The sequence below is a fragment of the Candidatus Ozemobacteraceae bacterium genome, from assembly GCA_035373905.1.
Classification (GTDB): domain Bacteria; phylum Muiribacteriota; class Ozemobacteria; order Ozemobacterales; family Ozemobacteraceae; genus MWAR01.
In genome coordinates, this window is the sequence record DAOSOK010000022.1 from 57,870 (window position 1) to 79,170 (window position 21,301).

At 60.5% G+C, this 21,301-nt stretch carries 14 protein-coding genes; 5 read left to right on the forward strand and 9 right to left on the reverse strand.

Annotated features, from left to right (window positions below):
* Nucleotides 1-46: 46 nt before the first annotated feature.
* The 4 genes from PLU72_12145 to ord form a co-directional block, all read right to left on the reverse strand.
* A complete protein-coding gene (locus PLU72_12145; protein HOT28934.1) occupies nt 47-424 on the reverse strand; it encodes a hypothetical protein in 378 nt (125 codons plus the stop codon).
* A 224-nt stretch (nt 425-648) separates the two neighbouring features.
* Nucleotides 649-1,353, reverse strand: coding sequence for a hypothetical protein (locus PLU72_12150; protein ID HOT28935.1), 705 nt, complete (start codon nt 1,351-1,353; stop codon nt 649-651).
* Between the two features lie 100 nt (nt 1,354-1,453).
* Nucleotides 1,454-1,741 carry a hypothetical protein gene (locus tag PLU72_12155; protein ID HOT28936.1) on the reverse strand — a complete coding sequence of 96 codons (288 nt, stop codon included), beginning with the start codon at nt 1,739-1,741 and terminating at the stop codon, nt 1,454-1,456.
* Between the two features lie 107 nt (nt 1,742-1,848).
* The gene (gene ord, locus PLU72_12160) at nt 1,849-2,904 is read right to left on the reverse strand and encodes a 2,4-diaminopentanoate dehydrogenase (GenBank protein HOT28937.1); all 1,056 of its coding nucleotides are present in this window, start codon (nt 2,902-2,904) and stop codon (nt 1,849-1,851) included.
* A 327-nt stretch (nt 2,905-3,231) separates the two neighbouring features.
* Here ord and PLU72_12165 point away from each other — a divergent pair, with 327 nt between their 5' ends.
* The 3 genes from PLU72_12165 to PLU72_12175 all read left to right on the forward strand — a co-directional run bounded on the left by PLU72_12165 (nt 3,232) and on the right by PLU72_12175 (nt 4,967).
* Nucleotides 3,232-3,831 carry an ankyrin repeat domain-containing protein gene (locus PLU72_12165; protein ID HOT28938.1) on the forward strand — a complete coding sequence of 200 codons (600 nt, stop codon included), beginning with the start codon at nt 3,232-3,234 and terminating at the stop codon, nt 3,829-3,831.
* A gap of 91 nt (nt 3,832-3,922) precedes the next feature.
* Entirely contained in the window at nt 3,923-4,183 is a 261-nt protein-coding gene (locus PLU72_12170) for a thioredoxin family protein (protein ID HOT28939.1), read from the forward strand.
* 46 nt (nt 4,184-4,229) lie between these two features.
* Nucleotides 4,230-4,967 (forward strand): hypothetical protein, encoded by a 738-nt coding sequence (locus PLU72_12175; GenBank protein HOT28940.1) that lies wholly within the window; start codon nt 4,230-4,232, stop codon nt 4,965-4,967.
* Nucleotides 4,968-4,977: 10 nt separating this feature from the next.
* Here PLU72_12175 and PLU72_12180 read toward each other — a convergent pair whose 3' ends face one another.
* The 5 genes from PLU72_12180 to PLU72_12200 all read right to left on the reverse strand — a co-directional run bounded on the left by PLU72_12180 (nt 4,978) and on the right by PLU72_12200 (nt 12,904).
* A complete protein-coding gene (locus tag PLU72_12180; protein HOT28941.1) occupies nt 4,978-8,061 on the reverse strand; it encodes a PAS domain S-box protein in 3,084 nt (1,027 codons plus the stop codon).
* A gap of 350 nt (nt 8,062-8,411) precedes the next feature.
* Complete coding sequence (locus PLU72_12185) at nt 8,412-9,206, reverse strand: SDR family NAD(P)-dependent oxidoreductase (GenBank protein HOT28942.1); 795 nt, start codon at nt 9,204-9,206, stop codon at nt 8,412-8,414.
* Between the two features lie 54 nt (nt 9,207-9,260).
* The gene (locus PLU72_12190; GenBank protein ID HOT28943.1) at nt 9,261-9,563 is read right to left on the reverse strand and encodes a hypothetical protein; all 303 of its coding nucleotides are present in this window, start codon (nt 9,561-9,563) and stop codon (nt 9,261-9,263) included.
* A gap of 26 nt (nt 9,564-9,589) precedes the next feature.
* Complete coding sequence (locus tag PLU72_12195; GenBank protein HOT28944.1) at nt 9,590-10,834, reverse strand: propanoyl-CoA acyltransferase; 1,245 nt, start codon at nt 10,832-10,834, stop codon at nt 9,590-9,592.
* 519 nt (nt 10,835-11,353) lie between these two features.
* Nucleotides 11,354-12,904 (reverse strand): MFS transporter, encoded by a 1,551-nt coding sequence (locus PLU72_12200; GenBank protein HOT28945.1) that lies wholly within the window; start codon nt 12,902-12,904, stop codon nt 11,354-11,356.
* A gap of 246 nt (nt 12,905-13,150) precedes the next feature.
* Here PLU72_12200 and PLU72_12205 point away from each other — a divergent pair, with 246 nt between their 5' ends.
* Complete coding sequence (locus PLU72_12205) at nt 13,151-15,277, forward strand: adenylate/guanylate cyclase domain-containing protein (GenBank protein ID HOT28946.1); 2,127 nt, start codon at nt 13,151-13,153, stop codon at nt 15,275-15,277.
* A gap of 5 nt (nt 15,278-15,282) precedes the next feature.
* A complete protein-coding gene (locus PLU72_12210; protein HOT28947.1) occupies nt 15,283-21,297 on the forward strand; it encodes an adenylate/guanylate cyclase domain-containing protein in 6,015 nt (2,004 codons plus the stop codon).
* Nucleotides 21,298-21,301: the final 4 nt, after the last annotated feature.

Genomic DNA, 21,301 nt, shown 5'->3' on the forward strand with positions numbered 1-21,301 from the left:
CCCGAATGTTATCTTGAAACATTCGGAGGTGAATAGAATGAGCGTATCAGTCGTTCCCGTGTGCTTTGAGGAAGTTTCCGTGCTGGTCGAGGAGGCGGTGCAGGGCGCGGCCGACGCGTTCCTGCTGGTCGCCCATCTGCACGAACTCGTCGGCGAGCTTGCGGGCGGCGAGCATCTCTTCTTCGGTCGTGATGCCGGCGACGATGGCCTTGACCTCGGCCTGCGCCTGGAGCATGGTGTTTTCGGCTTCCACCGGCCCCACGGGCGGCATGCCGCCGTGAGCGGCTTCATCCATGAGTTCTTCCATGACGGCCCAGGTCCACAGGTGCTTCGACAGATCCTTGACCGATCCGGCGAACGCCGAGACCGCAAAAACCATCAGAAAAACGACGACCATTGCCACGAGTTTCCTGGAAACCGACATTGTCCATCCTCCGTTGTTGAGTTGCCCGACAAGAAGCAGATTTCATGCCATCAGGGAAAATGCGATGGAATCTGTCTTCTCGCCGCCCATCCTTCCGGAGACTGCCGTTTTTTTGTACATCCTCCGCCAGTTTTCCCGCATTCCCGACCAAACAACGAGCGCCCGAAAAAAAACATTCCCGCGGATCCTGTCCGCGGGAATGTCCGGCGATTGTCCGGGGTTTCTTACTTGAACTCCACCGTCGAAGCGGCGAGCGGTTCGGAATAGGCATACCCGATCATGCCGTTGGAAACGACATTTTCGAACTTCTTCAGATCGGGGTTCCACTTGCTCTCAACCTGACCGCCCGGAACCTCGTATTCGTAGCAGACGTGAAAGGTGACGTACAATTTTTCCCCGGGTTTGCTGCTTGCCATGATCGACCAGAACGCGCTCTTGAAGTCTCCTTCGTAGGAGGCGCCGGGGGCGGTCCAGTCGTACACCTCCGGCTCGAGGCTGGTGAAGCCTTCGAGAGGGGAGGCCCACGTCGGCTCGTCCTTCAGACTGGCGGGCCAGGTGATGTTTTCTCTCGGCAGGCCGCCTTCGTGGGAAGACCAGACCTTATACACGCAGGAATCGGACTTGTGATATTTCAAGTTGTCCGGCTGTTCCTTTTTCAGTTTTTCCAGGGCCGCGCCCAGCGTCATTCCCTTGGGAAGAAGGGTCCGGACATTGAATTCGGCCGACGGCCCGGCGGGGATGTAAAACTTGCCGTCCCGGTAGTCGAACTGGGCCGGATCGAACTTCGCTTTTGCCGGAAAGCCTGTCTGGGCGACGAGAACGAGGCCGCCCCCGAACGTTTTCGCATACGCCGGGTCGAGATCACTCTGGGCCGACACGACCGATGCCGAAAGGAAAAGCACGAGACAGAAAACCAACAGTTTGTTCATATATCCTCCCTGATCAGATGTTTCTGATCGATCGTACTATAGAGGCCGTTTCCAACGCTTGTCAAAACATTTCGATGCGCCCGGTGGTTATTCCCGGGCATCAAGAGCCGGCTTCCCCGAGAGCGAAGCCAAGAACGAAACCGATGGCGGGGAAAGTAAGTATATATGGAACTATACTCCAGAATTCCGGCATGAAGAATATCAGCCAGGTCATCAGGGCGAACATGACGCTCGCTTTGAACGCGCCGACGAGACCGTAGTAGATTCTTTTCTGAAGACCGGTTCCCCGCTCAAGCCACGACGGCGGGAAGTGCGCGTTCCAGAAATCCGACCGGCCGACGAAGAGGGCGCCGACCAGGATCACGAGCCACAGAATAACGGAATACACGGTCCTCTTTCCCTTCGCCAGAATCACTGTCCGGGCAGATCGACGGAAAACGGGGGCGGAAACGATGTGTTTCCGGCCCCCGTTCGGACATCAACGACGATCGGGAATCAGTCGTGGATCTGTTCGCGCATGTCGCCCATGATGGCGCGCGGGACCGGCAGGTCGAGCATGGTGTGCAGGCCGGGCTTCGCGTTGATGACCTGCGGGATCATGTTGATGCACATCGCGATGGTGCCGATGCCGCCGGGAATCTCGGGCTTGTTCGCCAGGTTGACGTTCGGGGTGCCCTTGATGACGACGTAGTCGCCGGTGTCGGTGCCTTCGAGCTCGGGCTCGATCTGCTGCGGGTGGATCATCTCGACGGCGAGCTTGCCGTTCACGTAGCCGAAGCCCTTCATGGTGCAGCCGGCGACGTTGCCGGGCTTCACTTCTGCGTATTTCGTCTTGCGCAGCACCTTGGAGACGATCGGGGCCATGGTCTGCTCGACGGGCTTGTCCAGCTTCCAGCCGATGGCGTCGCAGATCATGTTGACCGACTCGTTGAACCCGACGTGGCCCGCCAGGTGGCCGGCCTTCGACTGCTTCTCGAACTCGTCGAGCGTGATGCCCACGCCTTGCTCCTCCATGACGGCCGGACCGAAGGGGGAAAGGCTGTTGACGCGCTCGGCCTTGACGAACTCGACGTCGGTGCAGGCGCCGGTCATCAGCACGACGAGCAGGTCCATGATCAGGCCGGGGTTGATGCCCGTGCCGAGAATGCTGACGCCGTTCGCCTTCGCCAGCCGGTCCAGCTCGGCGGCCAGCTTGGGTTCCTTCGCTTTCGGGTATGCCATCTCTTCGGCGGTGGTGATGACGTTGATGCCCAGCTCGACGATCAGCTTCATCTTGTCGAACGCCTTGCTGGTGAAGCTGTCCGTCGCCAGCAGCACGAGATCGGCCGACTTCTTCGAGATGACCTTGTGGATATCGCTCTGGATGATCACATCCTTCTGTTCCCCACGGGGAACGCCGAGCACTTCAAACATGCTCTTGCCCGCGCGGTTCGGGTGGATGTCGCACACACCGACGATCTCGACCCCCTTCTTGCGCAGCAGCACTTCGGCCATGCCGCTTCCCATGGCCCCGAACCCCCAGATCGCGATCTTGACGTTGTCCTTCTTCACACCATTCCTCCTGTCGCTGATTTGTTCCTTAGCCTTGTACCGGTCAGAATTCCTGACCGACCGGATCTTCAAGATATATGCACTTATATAGATTCCGGCCGGACTGTCGGAGTTCCCCGAAACCGCCTCCGAGTATACATCGTCCGCCCTCAGGAACCAAGATTGGCTGACGGTATGTGGGGGCGGGTTTGAAAACCGCCCTTGTGGCGGACCGATGATCGGATTTGAACATACCGGGACACGGAGATTTCACAGGGAAAAACGCATTCCCCCATTGCGAAAGGACGACCTGAAAGTGCATCATGCGAAGACCTGGAGGGACGGTGAATGAACACGAATACCACGACCCCGAACGACGCCACCAAGCGGTTGCTGGCGGCGGTTTCCAACGGTCGCGAGGAAGAGGTCGCCGAGCTGCTGGCCGCCGGAGCCGACCCTGACGGGGCCGATGCGGACGGCGTTCAGACGCCCCTGCTCAATGTTTCGAAGACCACGCACGAGGGAATCGCCCGGCGCCTGCTGGCCGCGGGTGCCTCGGTGGGCAAGGCGAACGTCGACGGCGTCACGCCGCTTCACTGGGCGGCCGCGAAGGAAAAGCTCTCCATGGCCCGCCTGTTCCTGGAAGCCGGGGCGTCGGTTCATGCCCTCGAGCGGGACGGCTGGACGCCCCTGCACTGGTCGGCCTTTCGCGGGCACGTCGAGATGACCGGCTTGTTCATCGATGCCGGAGCGGCCGTGAATCTGCCTGACAAGGATGGCTGGACCCCTCTGCATCTCGCGGCTCAGCAGGGGCATCTGGAGGCCGTGCGCTGTCTGTTGAAATTCGGTGCCGATCCCGCATTGCGCGATCTGGAGGGCCGAAGGGCGATTGACCTTGCACAAGGCCGGGGATACCATGAGATCGTCGAGCTGCTGAAACGCGAATGACGGGTCCGTCTGAACTGCGCCATCCGGGCGCCGCCGGCCCCCTTCCCGCATCCTGCGGGTCGCGCCAGGAAATCTTACCGGGAGACGCTTCATGGTAAACATCACGGTGATCAAGAACCCCGCGGGATGTACGATGTGCGAGGAGACGGCCCGCATCGTCAGCGAGGCGACGAGAAAATTTCCGGGCGAGGAGATCAAACTCGAGCTGGTCGCCAGCGGCACTCCCGAGGCGGCCGGTTTCGGTATCATCACGACCCCGGTCGTGGTCATCAACAGGAAGATCTACTCGATGGGCAAGCCGGTCATCGCGGAAAAGGTGGAAGGCTGGATCCGCAAGGAACTCGGCAGTTGAACGCGGCGGATTTCGTCTTCCCGATATTCGAAGGAAACCTGCCGTCATGACGGGTGTGGAAGCCCTCGCGCGGGAGCTGAATAAATATCGATGTATATGCTACTACCCGTCCTCCGGGACGGACCTGACCGACATCGACTTTTTCGGCTCGGGCAGGAAACTGTGGGAAGAGCGTCGCGACGGCAGTCCGGCGGCTCCTGAATCCGAAGACTCTCCCGACCTGTTCCTCCATACGGATATCAATTTTTACCAGGAGTTCGCTTCGGGAGCCGAACTGTCGCCGCGCGAGTGCGGCATGCAGGGGCCCTGCGAGGTGGTTTCATACCGGGAGCTCCCGTCGCTCGAAGCCCCGAACGCGATCTACGACAACTTCGCCCACAGCGGGAAATGCTTTGAATACAGGCTTCGCGCCTGGGACTCTGAACGTGAAAAAACGCTGATCTGGTGCCTCTGTGAAAACGAGGCGATCGTGTCGAAGGTGCTTCTTGCGCATGGCATCAGGGTTCCGTTCATCTGGTCCCGAAACTGGTCCGGCGGGAAGACCTACGGAACCTGGCTTGCGAACGTTCTCGAAAGGCTGGGCACGAGGAAACTCTACACCGACTGGCTGTGCGTGCCGGGCAACCGGGGCGAACCCCGCAACCGCCTCGTCGAGGAGAAATACCCCGACCTGATGGCCCCCGCCGGCGCGAAGCTCGTCCGGAATGCCGATATCCACTGGATAGACGAAGGCGCCAACGGCTGGGTCGAGGAATACGACGTGGTGCCCAATCCCGGCCGATAAGCCGGCAACCTTACTTCCGGATGAACTCGGCGACTTTCTGGCTGAGCTCGACTCCCTGATACGGCTTCGAAATGAATCCCGACAGGCCCTGCTCTTTCATTTCGCGCAAATCTTCCTCTCGCGAAAAGCCTGATGCGAGCAGGACTTTCACGTCCGGCCTGATTTTTTTCAACTCGAAAAAACAGTCACGGCCGATCATGTCGGGCATGATCATGTCGAGGATCACGAGATCGATCCGATCGCTGTTTTCTCGATACAGCCTGACGGCTTCGTGCCCGTTCGGAGCGATCAGAACGTGATATCCGAAACTTTTCAAAATGGCGCTTCCCGTATTGCGGATCATGGGCTCGTCATCGACGAGAAGGATGGTTCCGGTTCCGCGAACCGGCTCCTGGCGCGTTGAGCGGCGCGGGGCGGCGGATTCGACCAGCGGCAGGAAAATGGTCACGCAGGTCCCCTTCCCGACCTGGCTGGTGATGCGGAGCGCCCCCTTGTGCTGGCGGATCGTGCCATAGACGACCGGGAGCCCGAGGCCGGTCCCCTTGCCGGGTTCCTTGGTGGTGAAGAAAGGCTCGAAAACCCGTTTCAGATGTTCTGGCGAAATACCGCAGCCGGTATCGCGCACATCGATCTGGAGAAAACGCCCCGGAGCCAGCTCGAATTCCCCTGTTTCATCGAAAGGCCCGGCGATCTGCACGGCCTTTGTCGTGTAGGTCAGGCTCCCGCCTTCGGGCATGGCATGAACGGCGTTGATGCCGACATTGATCAATGCGCTTCTGATGAGTGATCCGTCCCCGATGACCGTTGCCTTGCAATCCCCGAACGTCCTGGATATGGAAATTCGCTTGTCGACGGTTTTTTCCAGGAGGGCGATGGTGTCGTCGATGGCGATGTGAACGTCGACGACCGCCGATACGATCTGCCGTTTCGTCGAGAAGGTCATCAGCTGCCTGACCAGGCCCGCCGCGCGCTGGGACGACTCGAGGATCAGGGAAAGAAAATTGCGGGAGGCCTCGTCGCCGGCGGGAATACGGACTTTCAGCAGTTCGGCGGCGCCGATCATGCCGCTGAGAATGTTGTTGAAATCATGCGCCACACCGCTCGCCAGCTGGCCGATCGCGTCCAGCTTCTGGCTCTGGGCGAGCTGCTCCTGCAGCGCGAGTTCTTCCGTGACATCGTGGAAAACGAGGATGACCCCCACGATGTCCCCCGAATCGGCCAGGATGGGCGCGGCGGAGTCTGCGATCCGGTACTCTTTGCCGCTTCTTGAAAGCAGAATGGTGTGAGCCGACAAGGTTGCGGCCTTCCCGGTCTCGATGACCTGCGCGACCGGGTTCTGCGCCGGTTTTCGATCGCTCACGGCCACGATGACGAAGACGTCTTCGAGCTTCCTGCCAGCCGCTTCAGCGATATGCCAGCCCGTAAGTCGCTCGGCGACAGGGTTCATCCGGGTGATGACGCCCTGCATGTCGGTGGCGATGACGGCGTCTCCGATGGAATTCAGCGTGATCCGCAGGTTTTCCTCGCTGGTGCGCAGCTCCTCCTCGGCTTTTTTGCGCTCGGTCACGTCGAAAAAGCTCACGATCATCCAGTCCTCGATGATCCCGGCGGAGAGAGACATCGTCTTCACCGCACCGTTTTTGCAGGTGATGCGATACTCGGCCGTCCGGATCTTCTCGCCGGTCTTTCGGTGTTTTTCGATTTCTTCGTGCCAGAATCTGATTCGTTGCCGGCGATATTCCGGGTCCGGATACGCCAGGCTCCACCACGTCTCGATGTCGGGGACATCTTCGAGGGTGTACCCCAGCGCCGCCGTCAGCCGGTCGTTCACCCCGATGATTTTTCCCGAAGCAAACGAGTAACAGGCGACCGGGGTCGGGACATTCTGAAAAAGAGTCTGGAAATGGGCCGCCGCGAGCCTTGCTTCCTCTTCCAGACGCTGTTGCCGCTTGAGCATGATCGCGAGAATGACCGTCAGAACCGCCAGGAGGCCGAGGAACCCCAGGGTCGCCAGGATATGCCATTTGTAGGAGGATAATAAAGAAGTTGGTTTATTCAGGAATCTGGTGCCTTCCGGGAACCTGGCGGCATCGATGGAAAATCGTGCGAGAGCGGAAAAATCGGCGGTCGGCACCGACACTTCCTGCTGGAGGGGCAGGCGGGCCGTGGACGCGCCGCGCAGGATGGCGACAGCGGTGTCGGCCATCTGCTGACCCTGAAGAAGTCCGCTGTTCATTTTTCCGGCAATAATACCGTCATATATAAAAAGATCGACATGGCTGAACAGCGGCGCCTTCGATGCGGATGCCAAATCTCTGATGAAAACGGCCGGATTGACTGGCCCCGCGGGAGACGAGTAGTAGTCGAGAAAAAAGACCGCATCCGATGGAGGGGCGAGGCTGGCCATCGATTGGACGAGCGTTTCCGGGGCGTCGTCGGGGTTGGTGCCGAGAAAGACAAACTCGACGCGGCTGGCGACGTCGGCCGTGACGCGTTGAAAAGTATCCCGGTTGATCCGGCCCGTCACCGTATCGTCCGAAAGAACGAACAGGCGCTTCACGGAGGGCAGAACCTGCAGGATCAGATCGACGTTTCCGCGGATGTCGGTGCTTGCGAGAATGCCGGTCGTGTTCGAAGCAAGCTCTCCCGGCTCCTCGACGCCGGCGAAAATCATGGGAACGCCGGGAAACACCTCGTTTCGCACTTTCCGCATGAAGTTGTAGGCGTCCTGGTCGGAAACGAGCAGCAGATCGATCCTGGTGCCGGCGTATTTCGTCTTGAACAACGACTGCAGGATGTCGCCCAGACCCCCTTCGAGTTGGCGGCTGTACCGTTTCCCGTCGAGATACTCGACCTGCAGTTCGAGCTGCTCGCCGAAAGCCGGTTTGAGTCTGCCGGCTAGGCCTTCGAGAATCTGGTCGGACCATGTATACCCGGGGTGATACGAGTTTACATACAGAACCCGCTTCTTCTGCCCCGGAGGTTGTTCCTGCGAAAATGTCGCCGGCGCCGTGATCAGGGAGGCGCAAGCGAAAGCGGCGGTCATCAGCAGAAGAATGACCGATGCACCATGTGAAACCCGTGTGTGAGTCATGAAATGGTAGAAGGTTCTCCGTTTTTACGAAGAAAACAAATATAGATAAATATATAACAGAAACGAAACAAGGTCTACGCCCGCAGATCCCTGTCGGTAGCCGAGAGCGGAATCCTCTGCCTTTTTTCGAACAACTCTCATCGTCGGACACCCGAAGATCTTGCATTCGGCTGTAGGGGCTGGTTTCAAGCCCTCCCTTCGAACCGCACGTGTCCAAGCCGCAATCTCAGATATTGTCCTACATTTCCCCGTCTCGGGCAACTATTCCCATCTTCGGATGCGATGAAGAAAACTCCCCGCCTCCTTCGTGAAGAGGCGGGGAGCCGTGGGAGATCCCTGCAGGGAAACGCTTATTTTGCGATGCCGCCCTTGTAGCAGAGGCCGCCGGTGATCTCGAGGGTCGTGGCGTTGATGGCCTCGTTCTCGATGGCGTGGGAGATGAGGGAAGCGATCTCGTCGGGCTCGATCAGGCGGCCGAGATGAACGTCGGCGCAGATCTCCTTGAGGGCTTCCTGGTTCATGCCGGCGACCATCGGGGTGGCGGTGTAGCCCGGGGCCACGCCGACGCAGCGGATGTTGCGGATGCCGCGCTGCAAAAACTCGCCGATCATGATCTTCGGCAGGAGAGCGTCGGCGACCTTGGCCGAGGAGTAGTTGAGCTGGCCGATTTGGCCGACCTTGTTCACCGATGAGATCGGCACGAGAATGCCCTTCCAACCGCCGTTGACCATGGCCTCGGCCCCGTCGCGCAAGGTGAGGAACGTGCCGGTCAGGTTGACGTCGAGCACGGGCTGCCACCGGTCGAGGCCCATCTTCCGGGCCACCTTACCGGTCTCCTTGTCGAGGGTCAGCAGCATGCTGTCCTTGATGATGCCGGCGCAGGAGACCACGATGTTGAGCTGCCCGAAGGCATCGACCGCCGCCTTGATGAATCTGGCGGTGTCGGCTTCGCTCGTCACATTGGCCTGCACGCCGATGGCCTCGCCGCCCATGGCCTTGATCTCGGACACGACGCGGTCGATGCCCTTCTGCGACATGTCGACGATCGCGACCTTGGCGCCCTTCTTCACCAGATGCTTGGCGACGGCTTCGCCGATGCCGTTCCCGCCGCCCGTTACAAGAGCTACGCTACCTTTGATTTCCATCGTCTTTTCCTCTATTCGTTGTCGTTCGTCATGCCGGCCTGCCGCAATGCAGGCTCAGAGCTGCTTGGGGAAGGACGGGCTGTCCTTTTCCCAGGAAACGAAGTTCGGATGCGCCACGTCGGGCGGATAATACGTGATGTCCCCGACAGTGATGGGATGAGCCACATCAGGGCCGATCACCTTCACACCCACCGGATACATGGTCTTCGCCAGCGCCACGGCTTTCGCCTCGGCTTCGGCGTCGGGAAGCCCCGCATACAAGCCGGTGGCGACCACCGCGCCCGCGCGCCGGATTTCCCAGGCGGGGCCGGTCTTCTCGATCTCGAACTCCAGGTCGTTGTAGAACAGTTTCTTCATGATCGTCTCCCGTTCGCGCCGCTTCGTCAGAACTTCTTCAGGACGGTGACGCAGTTGGTCACGGCCGAGCCGCCCACGTTGAAGGCGACGCCGATGTCAGCCTTGCGGGCCTTCACGCCGATGGGCTCGCCGATGATCTGCTTGTACAGCAGGGCGTGCATGGAGGCCCCGGTGGCGCCGACCGGATGCCCCTTGGACTTGAGACCGCCGGATAGGTTGACGGCGACCTTCGGATCGTCACGGGTGAAGCGGCCGGCCAGGTAGTCGTACCCGGCCTTGCCGTCGGCCGAGAAGCCCAGCGCCTCGGTGGACAGGATCTGGTTGATGGTGAAGCAGTCATGGACTTCGGCGATATCGACGTCGGCGGAGGTGATGCCCGCTTCGGCGTAGGCCTTGGCGGCCGCGTCCTTGCCGGCCATCAGTTCATACATGTTGGGACGGACGTTCTCGGGCAGGCGCTCGCAGGAATGACCGATGCCGGCGATGCGCACCGCGCGCTTCTTGTCGGGAACGTTGCCTTCGGCGGTGATGACCAGAGCGGCGGCGCCGTCGGAGACCAGCGAGCAGTCGTGCAGTCGCAGGGGCGCGGCAATCATCATGTTCTTGCACTTGCCCTTCGGGTCGACCTCGTTCTGCTTCACGATCTCTTCATAGGTGGCGGGGCCGGTGCGGATATGGGCGAGGGGGTTCTCGGCGCCGTTCTTGTACCCGAGAGCCGCCACGGTTCCGAGCATCTTCTGCAGCTCCTCGTCGGCGATGCCGTATTTCTTCTGGTAGCCCTTGGCATACTCGGCGAACAGCATGGGGAAGGTCATGCCCCTCGAACCTTCGGACGGCCAGTGCGAGCAGCCGGCCAGGACCTGGGTCATCTGGGGGGTTGGGAGCAGGTTCATCTTCTCCACGCCGATGACCAGGATGTTGCGGAACCGTCCGGATTCGATTCCATAGACAGCGTTATAGAGCGCGATCGACGAGGAGGCGCAGGCACATTCCGACCGGCTCATCGGCTTGAAACGCATGGCCGGATCGATCTCCGCGGCGATGGGGGCCACGTGTTCCTGGTTCAGGAACGAGCCGGGCGAGCAGGAGCCGACCCAGATGGCGTCGATGTCCTTCGCCTGCAGGCCGGCGTCCTTGATGGCGCCGCGGCCGGCTTCGATCAGCAGGTCGTAGTAGGTCCGGGTGTCGGTCATCAGACCGGACATCTTGTCTTTCTTCACGAAGGCGCCGAACTCGGTGTTGTAGGCGCCGATGATGCAAACCTTGCTCATGTCATTCCCCTTCCGATAGGCTTTGAGTCACCCCGTCCCGTCCGGACTCCGGTCGGCAGAAAAATTTTGTTCTGCAAAATTCTCCATACTCGGCTCGGCCGCCTCGAAACCCATGGAAGGCTTGGAGTGTTGGACCAGATACTACCACGGCTCAGGAAAAATTGCAAAGAAAAATTTTGCAACGCACAACGTCTCGGTTCCAATTTGCTTCGGAAAAGGGATGCGTCGCCGTCAACGCGGTCCCAGCGATTCCATCTGCGCCATCAGCGGATCGGTTCTCGAAACGAAACCCCCATGTCGGTCATACACAAATCCCGGAAACAGGTGATTTTCCCCGGGGATGTCCCGGTGCCCTTCACCCCCCAATGGCCTGTAGGGGCGGGTTTGAAACCCGCTCTTGCGGTGCAAGAGCGGTGATCGGATTCGAATCTGACTGGCGCGGAAACACAGAGGCACAGAAATCCTCCGGATCTCTGTGCCTCGGCGGTGAAACGTTCTGTATATCTGGAGTGCTGTTCGTCAGGTGGCGGGGGGTTCAGAATTCGCGTCGGCCTGCTGCTGGCGCTTCTTCTCGAACACCATGTCGTAGGCCAGCATGCCGAGCATCGAGAAGATACCGACCGCCGCGAAGACGAACCAGATCCGCTCGGGATGGTAAGTCGAGAAGAGGAACCGCGTCGTCTCCTGGACGCTCTGGTGATTCAGCGCCTTTCCCAGCGTCGGGAGCACCTGGTCGAGAGGCAGCTGGGCGACGGTATCCTTCGCCATGTTCAGGTTCTCGACGAGATACTGCCGGGCCAGCGTCGTCTTGTCGCCGTAATACTGGTAGATCGGGCCCGCGAGGCTGCTTCCGAGCATCCAGCCGATGCCCTGCGGGAAGTTCACGTAGCCCATATACAGGCCCTTTTTGCCGGGCGGGGCGAGCATCGACAGATACTCGCTCTTGCGCGGACTCGCGATCATCTCTCCGATCGCGAACACGAAGATGCCGAGAGCGCAGATCCAGACGTTCATCGTATACCCTGCGACGACGAGGCCGGCGCTCGCGATGAAGATGCCGAGGATCATGCCGGCCACGGGGCGCATTCTTCCGAAGATCCAGCCGATGGGCAGCATGAGGAAGATGATGGCGAAGGCGTCGAGGTTGATGAGCCACTCGGCGGGAATCTGCTGGCCGCCCTGTCCGAGGGTGATCCAGGACTCTTTGCCGAACAGGTTCCCGAAGAACAGGACGGCGGTCGAGGTGTCGACCCAGTCGGTGATGAAGTTGGGGAGCAGGTCGAACAGCTGCATGAACATCAGCCAGAAGCCCGAAAACACGGCCAGGAACATCATCAGCGGCGGATCGAACAGGTTCTTCAGCGAGCTGAACAGCACCTGCCAGAACTCCTTGAACATCCGGGAAAGCTTTTCCCCCAGACTCCGGTCGTTGTGCTCGACGGCAACGTGGCCGCGGTCGGGTTCGTCGAAGAAGAACAGGGTGATGAAGTTCAGCGAGTGGATGCAGGCGCTCGTGATGAACACGTATTTCCAGCTCATCAGGCGCAGATACCCGGCGATGAGCGGGCCGGTGAAGCCGCCGATGTTCACGATCATGTAGAAGAAACTCCAGCCGAGCGTCGCGTTCTCCTTGGTGGTGGAGTTCGCGAGAATGCCCTGAATGCCCGGTTTGAACACCGCCGTGCCGGTCGCGACCAGCATGCAGGCGATGAAGAACGGCCAGTAGCCGCTCACCAACGCCATACTGACATACCCGACCACCGAGATCGCGATGGCGAACGCGACGGTCCGCTTGTGGCCGTAATGGTCGGCGTGGCCGCCGATGACGGTGGGAAGCAGGGACTGGAACGCCGCCCACCAGAAGAAGATGTTCGCTTTCTGCAGGTGCGAGAACTCGAGCCCGCCGACGGTGGCCGCGGCCACCATGTAGACGGCGATGCCGCCGCGCACGCCGTAATAGGCCCACCGCTCGAGCAGTTCGATGACGTTCGAGCACCAGAACGCCCGGCCGAAGCTCATCAGGGTCTGGAAAAAACCGGGGGAAGCAACATCGGAATTCGGGTTTGTCATAGCCTTTCCTATATAATGATGAGGTGAAAATTTTTTGCGTCGCGTGCCGTGCCGCTTTTGTGCGCGAGGCGCTCCGGAATATACCGTATCCCGAGTCGCCGAGTCCATGCCGGAAGTGACGCAGCGTTTTCGGCGATCAGCCAGCCGCGACTCATCCCGAAAGGAAACTCGGCGGTCAGCATTCCGCCGAAGAAAACGGTATCATGGCAGGGGATTTCCGAAAATGCGGATGAAGGGATACGGATGATGGTGTCCGGGCAGCTCCGGCAGAAGCATGTTCCCATTCTGGCCAGCCTGAGATTCAACCTCGTGGGAATCGCGGTGCTGGTGACCGTCGTATATCTTGGGTGCTGGATATATGGGCATCATCGCCTGGCCGATAACCTGGCGGCCGTTTCCGTCGAAAAGACGGGAACCGCCATGGAAGCCGACCTTGGCGCCTTTTTTCAGCCCGCGATCGACGGGTTCGAGATGGCGCGGATGTGGGCCCGGTCGGGAATGTTCCAGCCCCTCGATGCGAGCCGCTCCATCGCCCTGCTCCTGCCTTTCGAAAAGGCGCATCCACAAATCACGTCGATCACCACAGGTGATGCCGGGGGGCGGAGTTTCCGCATCGGCATCGATCCCGAGGGCTTCGTGGTGCGCTGCATTCGGTCCGGGCAGGACGCATCGCAATCCATGATGCTTCTCGACGGAAACGGCCGGGTGATGCGCGAATGGCTGGCACCCCGGGAATACGATCCCCGCACCAGGCAATGGTATCTCGACGCCGCGCTTCAGCAGTCCGCCTGCGCATCCGGAACCCTGGCTTCGCCGTCCTGGACGTCCCCCTATATTTTTCATACCGCCAACGCGCCGGGGCTTTCGCTGTCCGGCTCCCTCGAGGGCCCTGACAAAACGGTCTTTTTCATGACGTTCAACGTGGAGCTCGAACGGATTTCGGACTTTTCCGCCCTCCATGCGCCTTCCCCCGGCGGATTGACGTTTATCCTGTCCGATACGGGAACCGTCATCGGCCTGCCGGCCGGCCCGAGATTCCTTTCCCAGGATGGCCGCAGGGCTTTTTTTGCTTCATTTCCGACGAGGCTTCCGACCCTTGGTGAGCTCGGAATACCGGCCCTGAGCGAAGCAGGGAAAAACCTGCGGCTCGAAAAAAGCACGGTCAGGGTGTCAGGCGCGGGCGAGCCGTTCGTCCTGCATCTGCGACCGTTTCCGATCCCGAACGGAAAACCGATGTGGATCGGCATCGTCATCCCGGAGGCGGACCTGTTCCAGGAATTCAGACGACAGAGCTCGATCATCATCGCCGTCACGGCCGGACTGCTCATCTTCTGCTGGGTGATGGCCGCGAACCTGTCATACTGGTATGCCACCCCTCTCGGTCTTCTTGCGGAGGAAAGCCGTTTGATCACCATGCTGGAGCTGGAGAAAAAGACTTCTATAGACTCCACGATATTGGAGGTGCATCAACTGGCCAGGGCGCACGAGCGCATGAAAGCGGCGCTCGACTCGTTTTCCCGGTACGTGCCCCTCGTTCTCGTCAGGAAACTGCTCGAAGCGGGAACGGCGGCAAAGCTCGAATACAGCAGTCGCGAGATCACGATCCTGTTCACCGACATCCGCAATTCGACCTCACTCGCCGAGAGTTTCGACCCGACCACGCTGTCGGCCCATCTCACGAATTACTACGAGAACATGATGGGCCGGATCAGGTGTCATTCGGGCCTGATCGACAAGCTCATCGGCGATGCCATCATGGCCCTCTGGGGAACGCCGCATGACGACGCGAAACAGTGCGCGAACGCCGTCCGGGCGGTGCTCGCCTGCAGAGACTTTCTCCTGGAGTTCAACACCCGGAGCCTTGCTCAAGGCCTTCCCGAACTGCATACGCGGTTCGGCCTGGCGTCCGGAGCGGTGATGGTCGGAAATTTCGGATCGCCCGAGCGGATGTTCTACACGGCCGTCGGCGACAAGGTGAACCTGGCCAGTCGTCTGGAAGGCCTGAACAAAACGTACGGAACGCAGATCATGGCCGAAGAAAACGTCGTGAAGCTGGCCGGCGAGGGATTCGCCTGGCGTTTTCTCGACATCGTCGCCGTCAAGGGCAAGGCGAAGTCGCTCCGTGTATACGAGCTTCTCGGCGTCGCCGGAGCGGTTTCCGATGCCATGCTGCATTTTGCCGAAATATACGAGCGCGCTCTCGGAGAGTATCTGAACCGGCGGTTCTCAGAGGCGGAACGAATGCTCGCCGGGCTCGCTTCGCCGCATCCGGGCGATCTTTCCGTCGGCATCCTTCTTGAGAAAACACGACGCTATCTGAAAGACCCCCCGCCTCCCGACTGGGACGGCATTACGCGCTTCCAGACGAAATAATCGGCATGAACAAACTCCTGCGGGCCGTCTCCGTTCTGTTCCCTGTCTTTCTTCTCCTCCTTCCGCTAGCGATTTTCTCCGGCGGCATGAAGAGCGCCGCGCGCCTGAAGAACGCGGACATTCGCAGACAGTGGGTCGAAGAGAAGGGAATCCTCGCCCGTCAGCTCGAGGAAATGGCGCAGCCCGGGTTCTGGGTCGCCGAGGCCGTTCGGAGCACGCGGGTCGCGCTCGAGCGGAAAAAACGCTGGGAAGTTCCCGCATTGGGGCAATTTTTCGGCGAGGAACTGCCGCGCTGCCTTCCGAAGGGGATGAGACGGCCGAAGGTCTATGCGTTCCGTCATTCCGCGGATGACTCCGAACCCGGGACGCTCCTGACCGGAAAAGGTCTCGAGGCGAGGGGGCGGGTCATGCTGTCGAAGATGCTGCGAAATCTCGGCCTGCAGGCCTGCGACCTCCCGAACGAATTCCAGGAGAATGTCCTGACGTCGCAGTTGATCAGCCTGTTCGGCGGCCGGCTGCCGCGGGGGATCCTGGAAGCGTCTTTCCACGGGAGGAGCTTTCCCGTGCTTTTCGAAAAGAAACTCTATCTTGCCGCCTGGGAAAATGTGATTGTTGAGGGGAGGCCGCGGGTCTCCTTCCTGTTTCTCTTCCCGAATTCTCTCCATGCCCATCGCGATGCGATGCTCCTGACCCTCAGGAACTATCGTCGATACTTCGGAACCGCCCGTGTCATGCCCGTGTTCATTCCCATCAGAACTCCGATGGACAGGGAGAAGGTGCCCATTCTGGCGCCCGCGCGGGTCCTGAGTCCTTCGGCGCGGCGGCTCTGTCGCCGGATCAGTTCGCGCATCGAGTTCAGCCCTCCCCGGGACGGCCGGCCGATCGGAAGCATCAGCATGCCCTGCTCAGACATGTACAAGGTTCTCGAAGTGTCGACGCTGTGGGGATACGCCTGCGCGCTTCATCCGCTGAGCGGCTCCATCGGCATGTTCATCGGCAGGCGTCCGGCGTCCGTCGTTCCCGAGACGGGAGTCCCCGGATGGCTGTTCGCGACGGTCCTGGTCGGGTGGGGGGTATCCGCTTTTTTCCGGAAGACGAGCGGCAAACGATATTCCGGAAGCGTGAAAACAACGCTTCTGCTCTGGATTCTCGGTCTTTCCCTGCTGCCGGTCGCGCTGATCTGGAGCACCGGGCAGCGCATGTTCGCGGACCTGGAATCGAACCGGCTCGAGGCGCTGAAGGGCGATCTCGATTCGTATCTCGGGGAGATCGAAACCGGATTCACGGAAACGAGAAACTCCTGGCTCCAGGCGTGCCGGGCGATCCTGTCGTCCCCGATGCTGAGCAAGGACATCGATGCTGTCCAGTTGGAAACCGCCTCGAACCAGGCCGTTCTTGACCGTGTCTGGGAAATCTTCGAAACGCGCATCGGCGAGCCCAGGGCCATTGCGGTTCTGAACGCGGCCAATCAGGTCGTGTATCGCAAGGCCGCCTCCATTTCCGAGGAGGATTTCCGTTTCATTATTCACACATTGAAAATGAGCGGAGCGGCGAACCTCGAGGAAACCGCCGGCGCAAACCAGGCGGTGAAGAAGGCTTTCAGCGAGTTCGACGCCATCAACGAAGTCGACCTGGGACGGAAGAAGGTCCTTCGCTATTACAACCGCTTCACGCCGCAGTCCGGCAAGCCCTGCCTGCTGGTTGCCATCTGGGAGGAAGAGGCGCACTACGCCCCGTATCTAGTCCGGAAAATCGGATCCCTGCACAAGCGGTTGCGGAATGTCACGTTCGGGGCGATCCGCATGGAGGAAAAGCCGGTCGTTGTCGCGAATGCCGGTTCTTCGGGCTCGGTTGAAAAAATAATATATGAAATAAATAAAATGCGTTATGGAATCAAGATGTCGGGCGGCGAGGAGCGGCGGACGTTCCTGTTCAGTCGCAATCTGCCCGGTCATCTGTTCGTCGCGTCGACCTCCATCCGGCCGATGCTGGACGAGATTGCTGCCGAGAAGAGAAGGTCGGTGGTCATCCTGGCCCTTCTCCTGCTTCTGGCGATCATCGGAAGCGGGATTCTTTCGGGGCGCATCGCCTACCCGATCGTGAAGATGGCGCAGGGGCTCGAGCGGATCTCGAACGACGATCTGACGGTTCGCGTTTCCGAGTATCGGCATGACGAAATCGGGGAGGCGGGAAAGACCCTCGACATGATGACCCGCTGGCTGGCGGAGCGGCAGAAGATCAGCCGGTTCGTCGCGCCACAGGTTCTCGATGCTCTCGGAAAAGACGAACCGGAGCGACTTTCGCAGGCGACCCGCCGGGACGCGGTGACGCTGGTTTCCGATATCCGCGGTTTCACAACCCTTTCCGAGACGCATCCGCCGGAGATGATTTTCTCGCTGATCAACCGGCATTTGCAGATCATGACGCGGGCGATTCAGAAGCATGGCGGAGTCATCGACCGGTTCATCGGCGATGCAATCCAGGCCGTATATTATTGCGCGCCGGGGTTTGACGCGGCCGGAAAGGCCGTCGAATCCGCTCTGGAGATGATGGACGCGCACCGGAAATTCAACGAAGAACGTCTCGCCCAGGGCTTGTTCACCTACGGCATCGGTATCGGCATCGACCAGGGAAGCCTGCTGACGGGCGTCATGGGCGACCCCGCCGTCCGACTGGATTTTTCCGTGGTCGGAGACCCGATGAAGCACGCCGCCGACCTCGAGGCTTCTTCCAAATGCGGAAAGGCGACGAAAATCGTTTGTTCCGGTACGGTTCGCGAGGCAGTCTCTGAACGGTTCGGATATATCCCGATGGAAGGCACGGATTGTGACGATGCCTGGGAAGTGACGGAGAGACTGTCCTCCTCCGAAGGGCAGGAAAAGACGTGCGAGGCACCGGCGCAACTGCCGGAGCAGACGGAGCGGACGGAACGGCCGGCACCGAGGCTTGCCGCTGAAACCGCCGGCGGTCCTGCCTTCCAGGCCAGTTCCGGGGCGGTTCTGGCGTTCGGGCTGCTCGCCATCCTCGTCCCGTTCGGATTGACGCTCAGGGGCCTCGACACGATTTCCGGCCAGGCTCGTGTGACCGGACTGGCACGGATGCAGGCAGATTTCCGCAAAGAGCTCAGTCTGGCGGAAACGTCTCTGGAGCCGCGCTTCCAACTCTCTCTCGATCTTCGTGCCCGCGCGGAACAGGCCTTGGAGCTCGACCCGCCGGACGACCCCCGTCTCCTGGCGAATGCCGTTGCATCGATTGCAGGCGCCCGGTGCTTCCGCATCGACATGCCGAAGTTCGGACGATCCGATGGCGCGCTTCCGAACATGTTCAGAGAGGTGCGGGGAGGGGCGGGCGTGAACCTGAATTCCCTTCCAGAGAATCTATTGCAGAGCTGGCTGCTGCTGGTCTCGGACAAGGTGTTCTCCTTGGCCAGGTCATCCCCGCCCTTTCCCCGGGCCGTGCTCCAGGATGCCTGGGATCGGTATGAACAGGCGGTGGGATCCAGGAATGATCTCGAACGTCATTTCGGACAGGGATTCGGGAACCTGACCTCGGTTTCTCTGGGTGGTAGTTCTTTCCAATTTCTCTGGGCCGTCGGGCGGTCATGGAACGATCCCGCGGTGGCGACGCTCTCGGCCGCATTTTTCGTGATACCGGACGATCAAATCACGCAGGAGCGGGGAAACAGGGCGTTCGTGGCGAACATGGCCCGTCGCGGTCTCCGCGCCGCGATCCTTCCGGCCCATGGTGCGCGAAATCCGGACTGGATCGATCAGGAGTTTCTCCGGAATCCCGCCTACGGCAGCCTGCTCGACAAACCGCCGTTGAGCCTCGTCGAACTGCCGTCGGCGAACGAACGACTGGTGGCCCATGCCAGGCGGTCCCTCGGGGAAAACCCGATTACCATCGTTCTGATGCAGGCATGTCCCCCGGAGTCGAAGATTCCGGCCCTCATCAGGTTCGGGACCTTGCTCTTTTTCGGGGCGTTTCTGGCGGCCTGGTTTCTCTTTCTTATAAATGACCGGATATGGAAACGGCCTGTGCGGATCGGTCTGAAGGCGCAGATGCTCGGGGCCTTCCTGGTGATGATCCTGCCCATCGTGCTTCAGGGGATGCTGTTCCTCGAACGTTCGTTTTCCGAGCAGGCATTCCGCTTCCGGTCAGACCGGATTCATGAAACGGAGGCGGTGGCCCGGAATCTGGATCGAACCCTTCCCGTGTATTTGGGCTGCTTTTTGAATCTGATCCAAGGCAGGCTGGACGAGCCGGCATTCAGGGCAGCGCTGGCAAAGGTCGCTGACGGAGGCGAGACGGGGGTGGTCGATTCCGCCAGTCTCCTCGCATGGCAGTTGTACAAGGATCTCGCCTCGGCGGGAGTGGTCCTCAAGGACCCGATCATCGGAGGCGCCGACTTCTTCGGGAGCAATTTTGCCTGGGATTCGAAGAAAGGGACGCTCCTCCAGCGGAAACTCCTGTTTGACGGCCCGGCGAGTGTTCTCCAGCGATTCAACGCCGGCCGAGCGAATGCCGGAGCGAAAAGCAGCTTCGAGGACATGATCGTTTCGGCCAGCACTGACCAGCTTCGCACGGCGATGTCCTCCGTCGTTTCGACCGAACTCCTCGCCGATGAGTACCTGGGACTGCGGTTCTTCACCCAGATTTCACTCTCCAGAGACCTGAAAAACTCGACGATGGTGCGCTTGTTCCTCTTCGACCAGGGGGTCCCGCGGTTTTCCTTCCTTGCCCTGGTTCCATACCAGTCGGTATTGTATCAGCCCCTCATGACCTGGAACCGCTCACGCAGCGAGCTTCTCCCGGGCGATCTGCCGGGCGTCTCGGCCGTGCACCGGTCACTTCCGGCCGTCATCCCGGATGCGCCCTTCTGGACCGCCAATCCGACCACGCAGGACGGTTCGCTTTCGTTCTCGACCTGTTTTCGCCTTTCGCCCGCCGTGTTCAGCGAGCCAGCCATGCAGGCATTCCAGGCCCAGACGACGCTTTCACGGTTTATCCCACAGGGGCGAGACACGATTCTCATGAGCGTTCTGCCGCGAACCGAGGGCGATCAGACGGCGTTCGTCGCTTTCTCCCCGTTCAGCCGGGAGTTGGCCCGGGAACTGGAAGCCAATGCGCGAGGTCGTCTTCTGCTTCTGCTGCTGGTCGTCCTGTGTTTTGGGGCCTCGTGGTATGCCTCCGAGTCCTTCCTGAGACCGGTTCTCGATCTTTCGGCCGCCGCCCGCCAGATCCGGGCGGGGAATTTCAAGGCGCGGCTTTCCGGAGAGTTCGAGGGCGAGTTCGGGCTGCTGGCCGGTTCGTTCAACGCGATGGCTCGCGGGGTCGAGGAAGGTCGCCTCCTGAGCCGGTTCGTCTCGGAGTCGGTCCGCATGACGGCCAGATCCAGGGGGAACGTGGATGGCTCCGATCGCGGAACGGTGATCAACGTGACCGTCATCTTTGCGGGGTTGAGCGGATTCAAGGCGCTGATGGCGGCCGTTCCGCCCGAAGACCTGGTCGAGCGCCTCAATATCTGTCTCGAGACGATGTCCGGCATCATCCGCGCCCACGACGGCGAAATCGACAAGTTTATCGGAGACAAGATCCTGGCGGTGTTCCACGAAGCCGGGCCCGGGAGCGGTGATTCGGCCCGGAAGGCGGTTTCTGCCGCTCTCGCCATGCGGGAGGCCATGCGTGCGCTCGAGAGCCGGATCGGTTCCTCGATCGGGATCGGCATCGTGACGGGAAGCGTCCTGTCGGGAATCCTCGGCACGGCCGAGGTGCGGCTCGAGCACACGATCCTCGGCGATACCGTGAATCTCGCCTCCCGTCTTGGCGACATCGCCCAGAAACTCGATCCGGACGGCGCCATCGGCACGGTCCCGGGTGGAGGCATCGTGATCGAAGCCGAGACCCGTCGCCTGCTGGCAGATTTCCCCGCCGCCATTCATCCGCTGAAACTCCCCCCGATCAAGGGAAAGACCCGCGCGGTCGAAGCCTATCTTGTCACCCCGCCCTGCCCAAGCTGAAGCC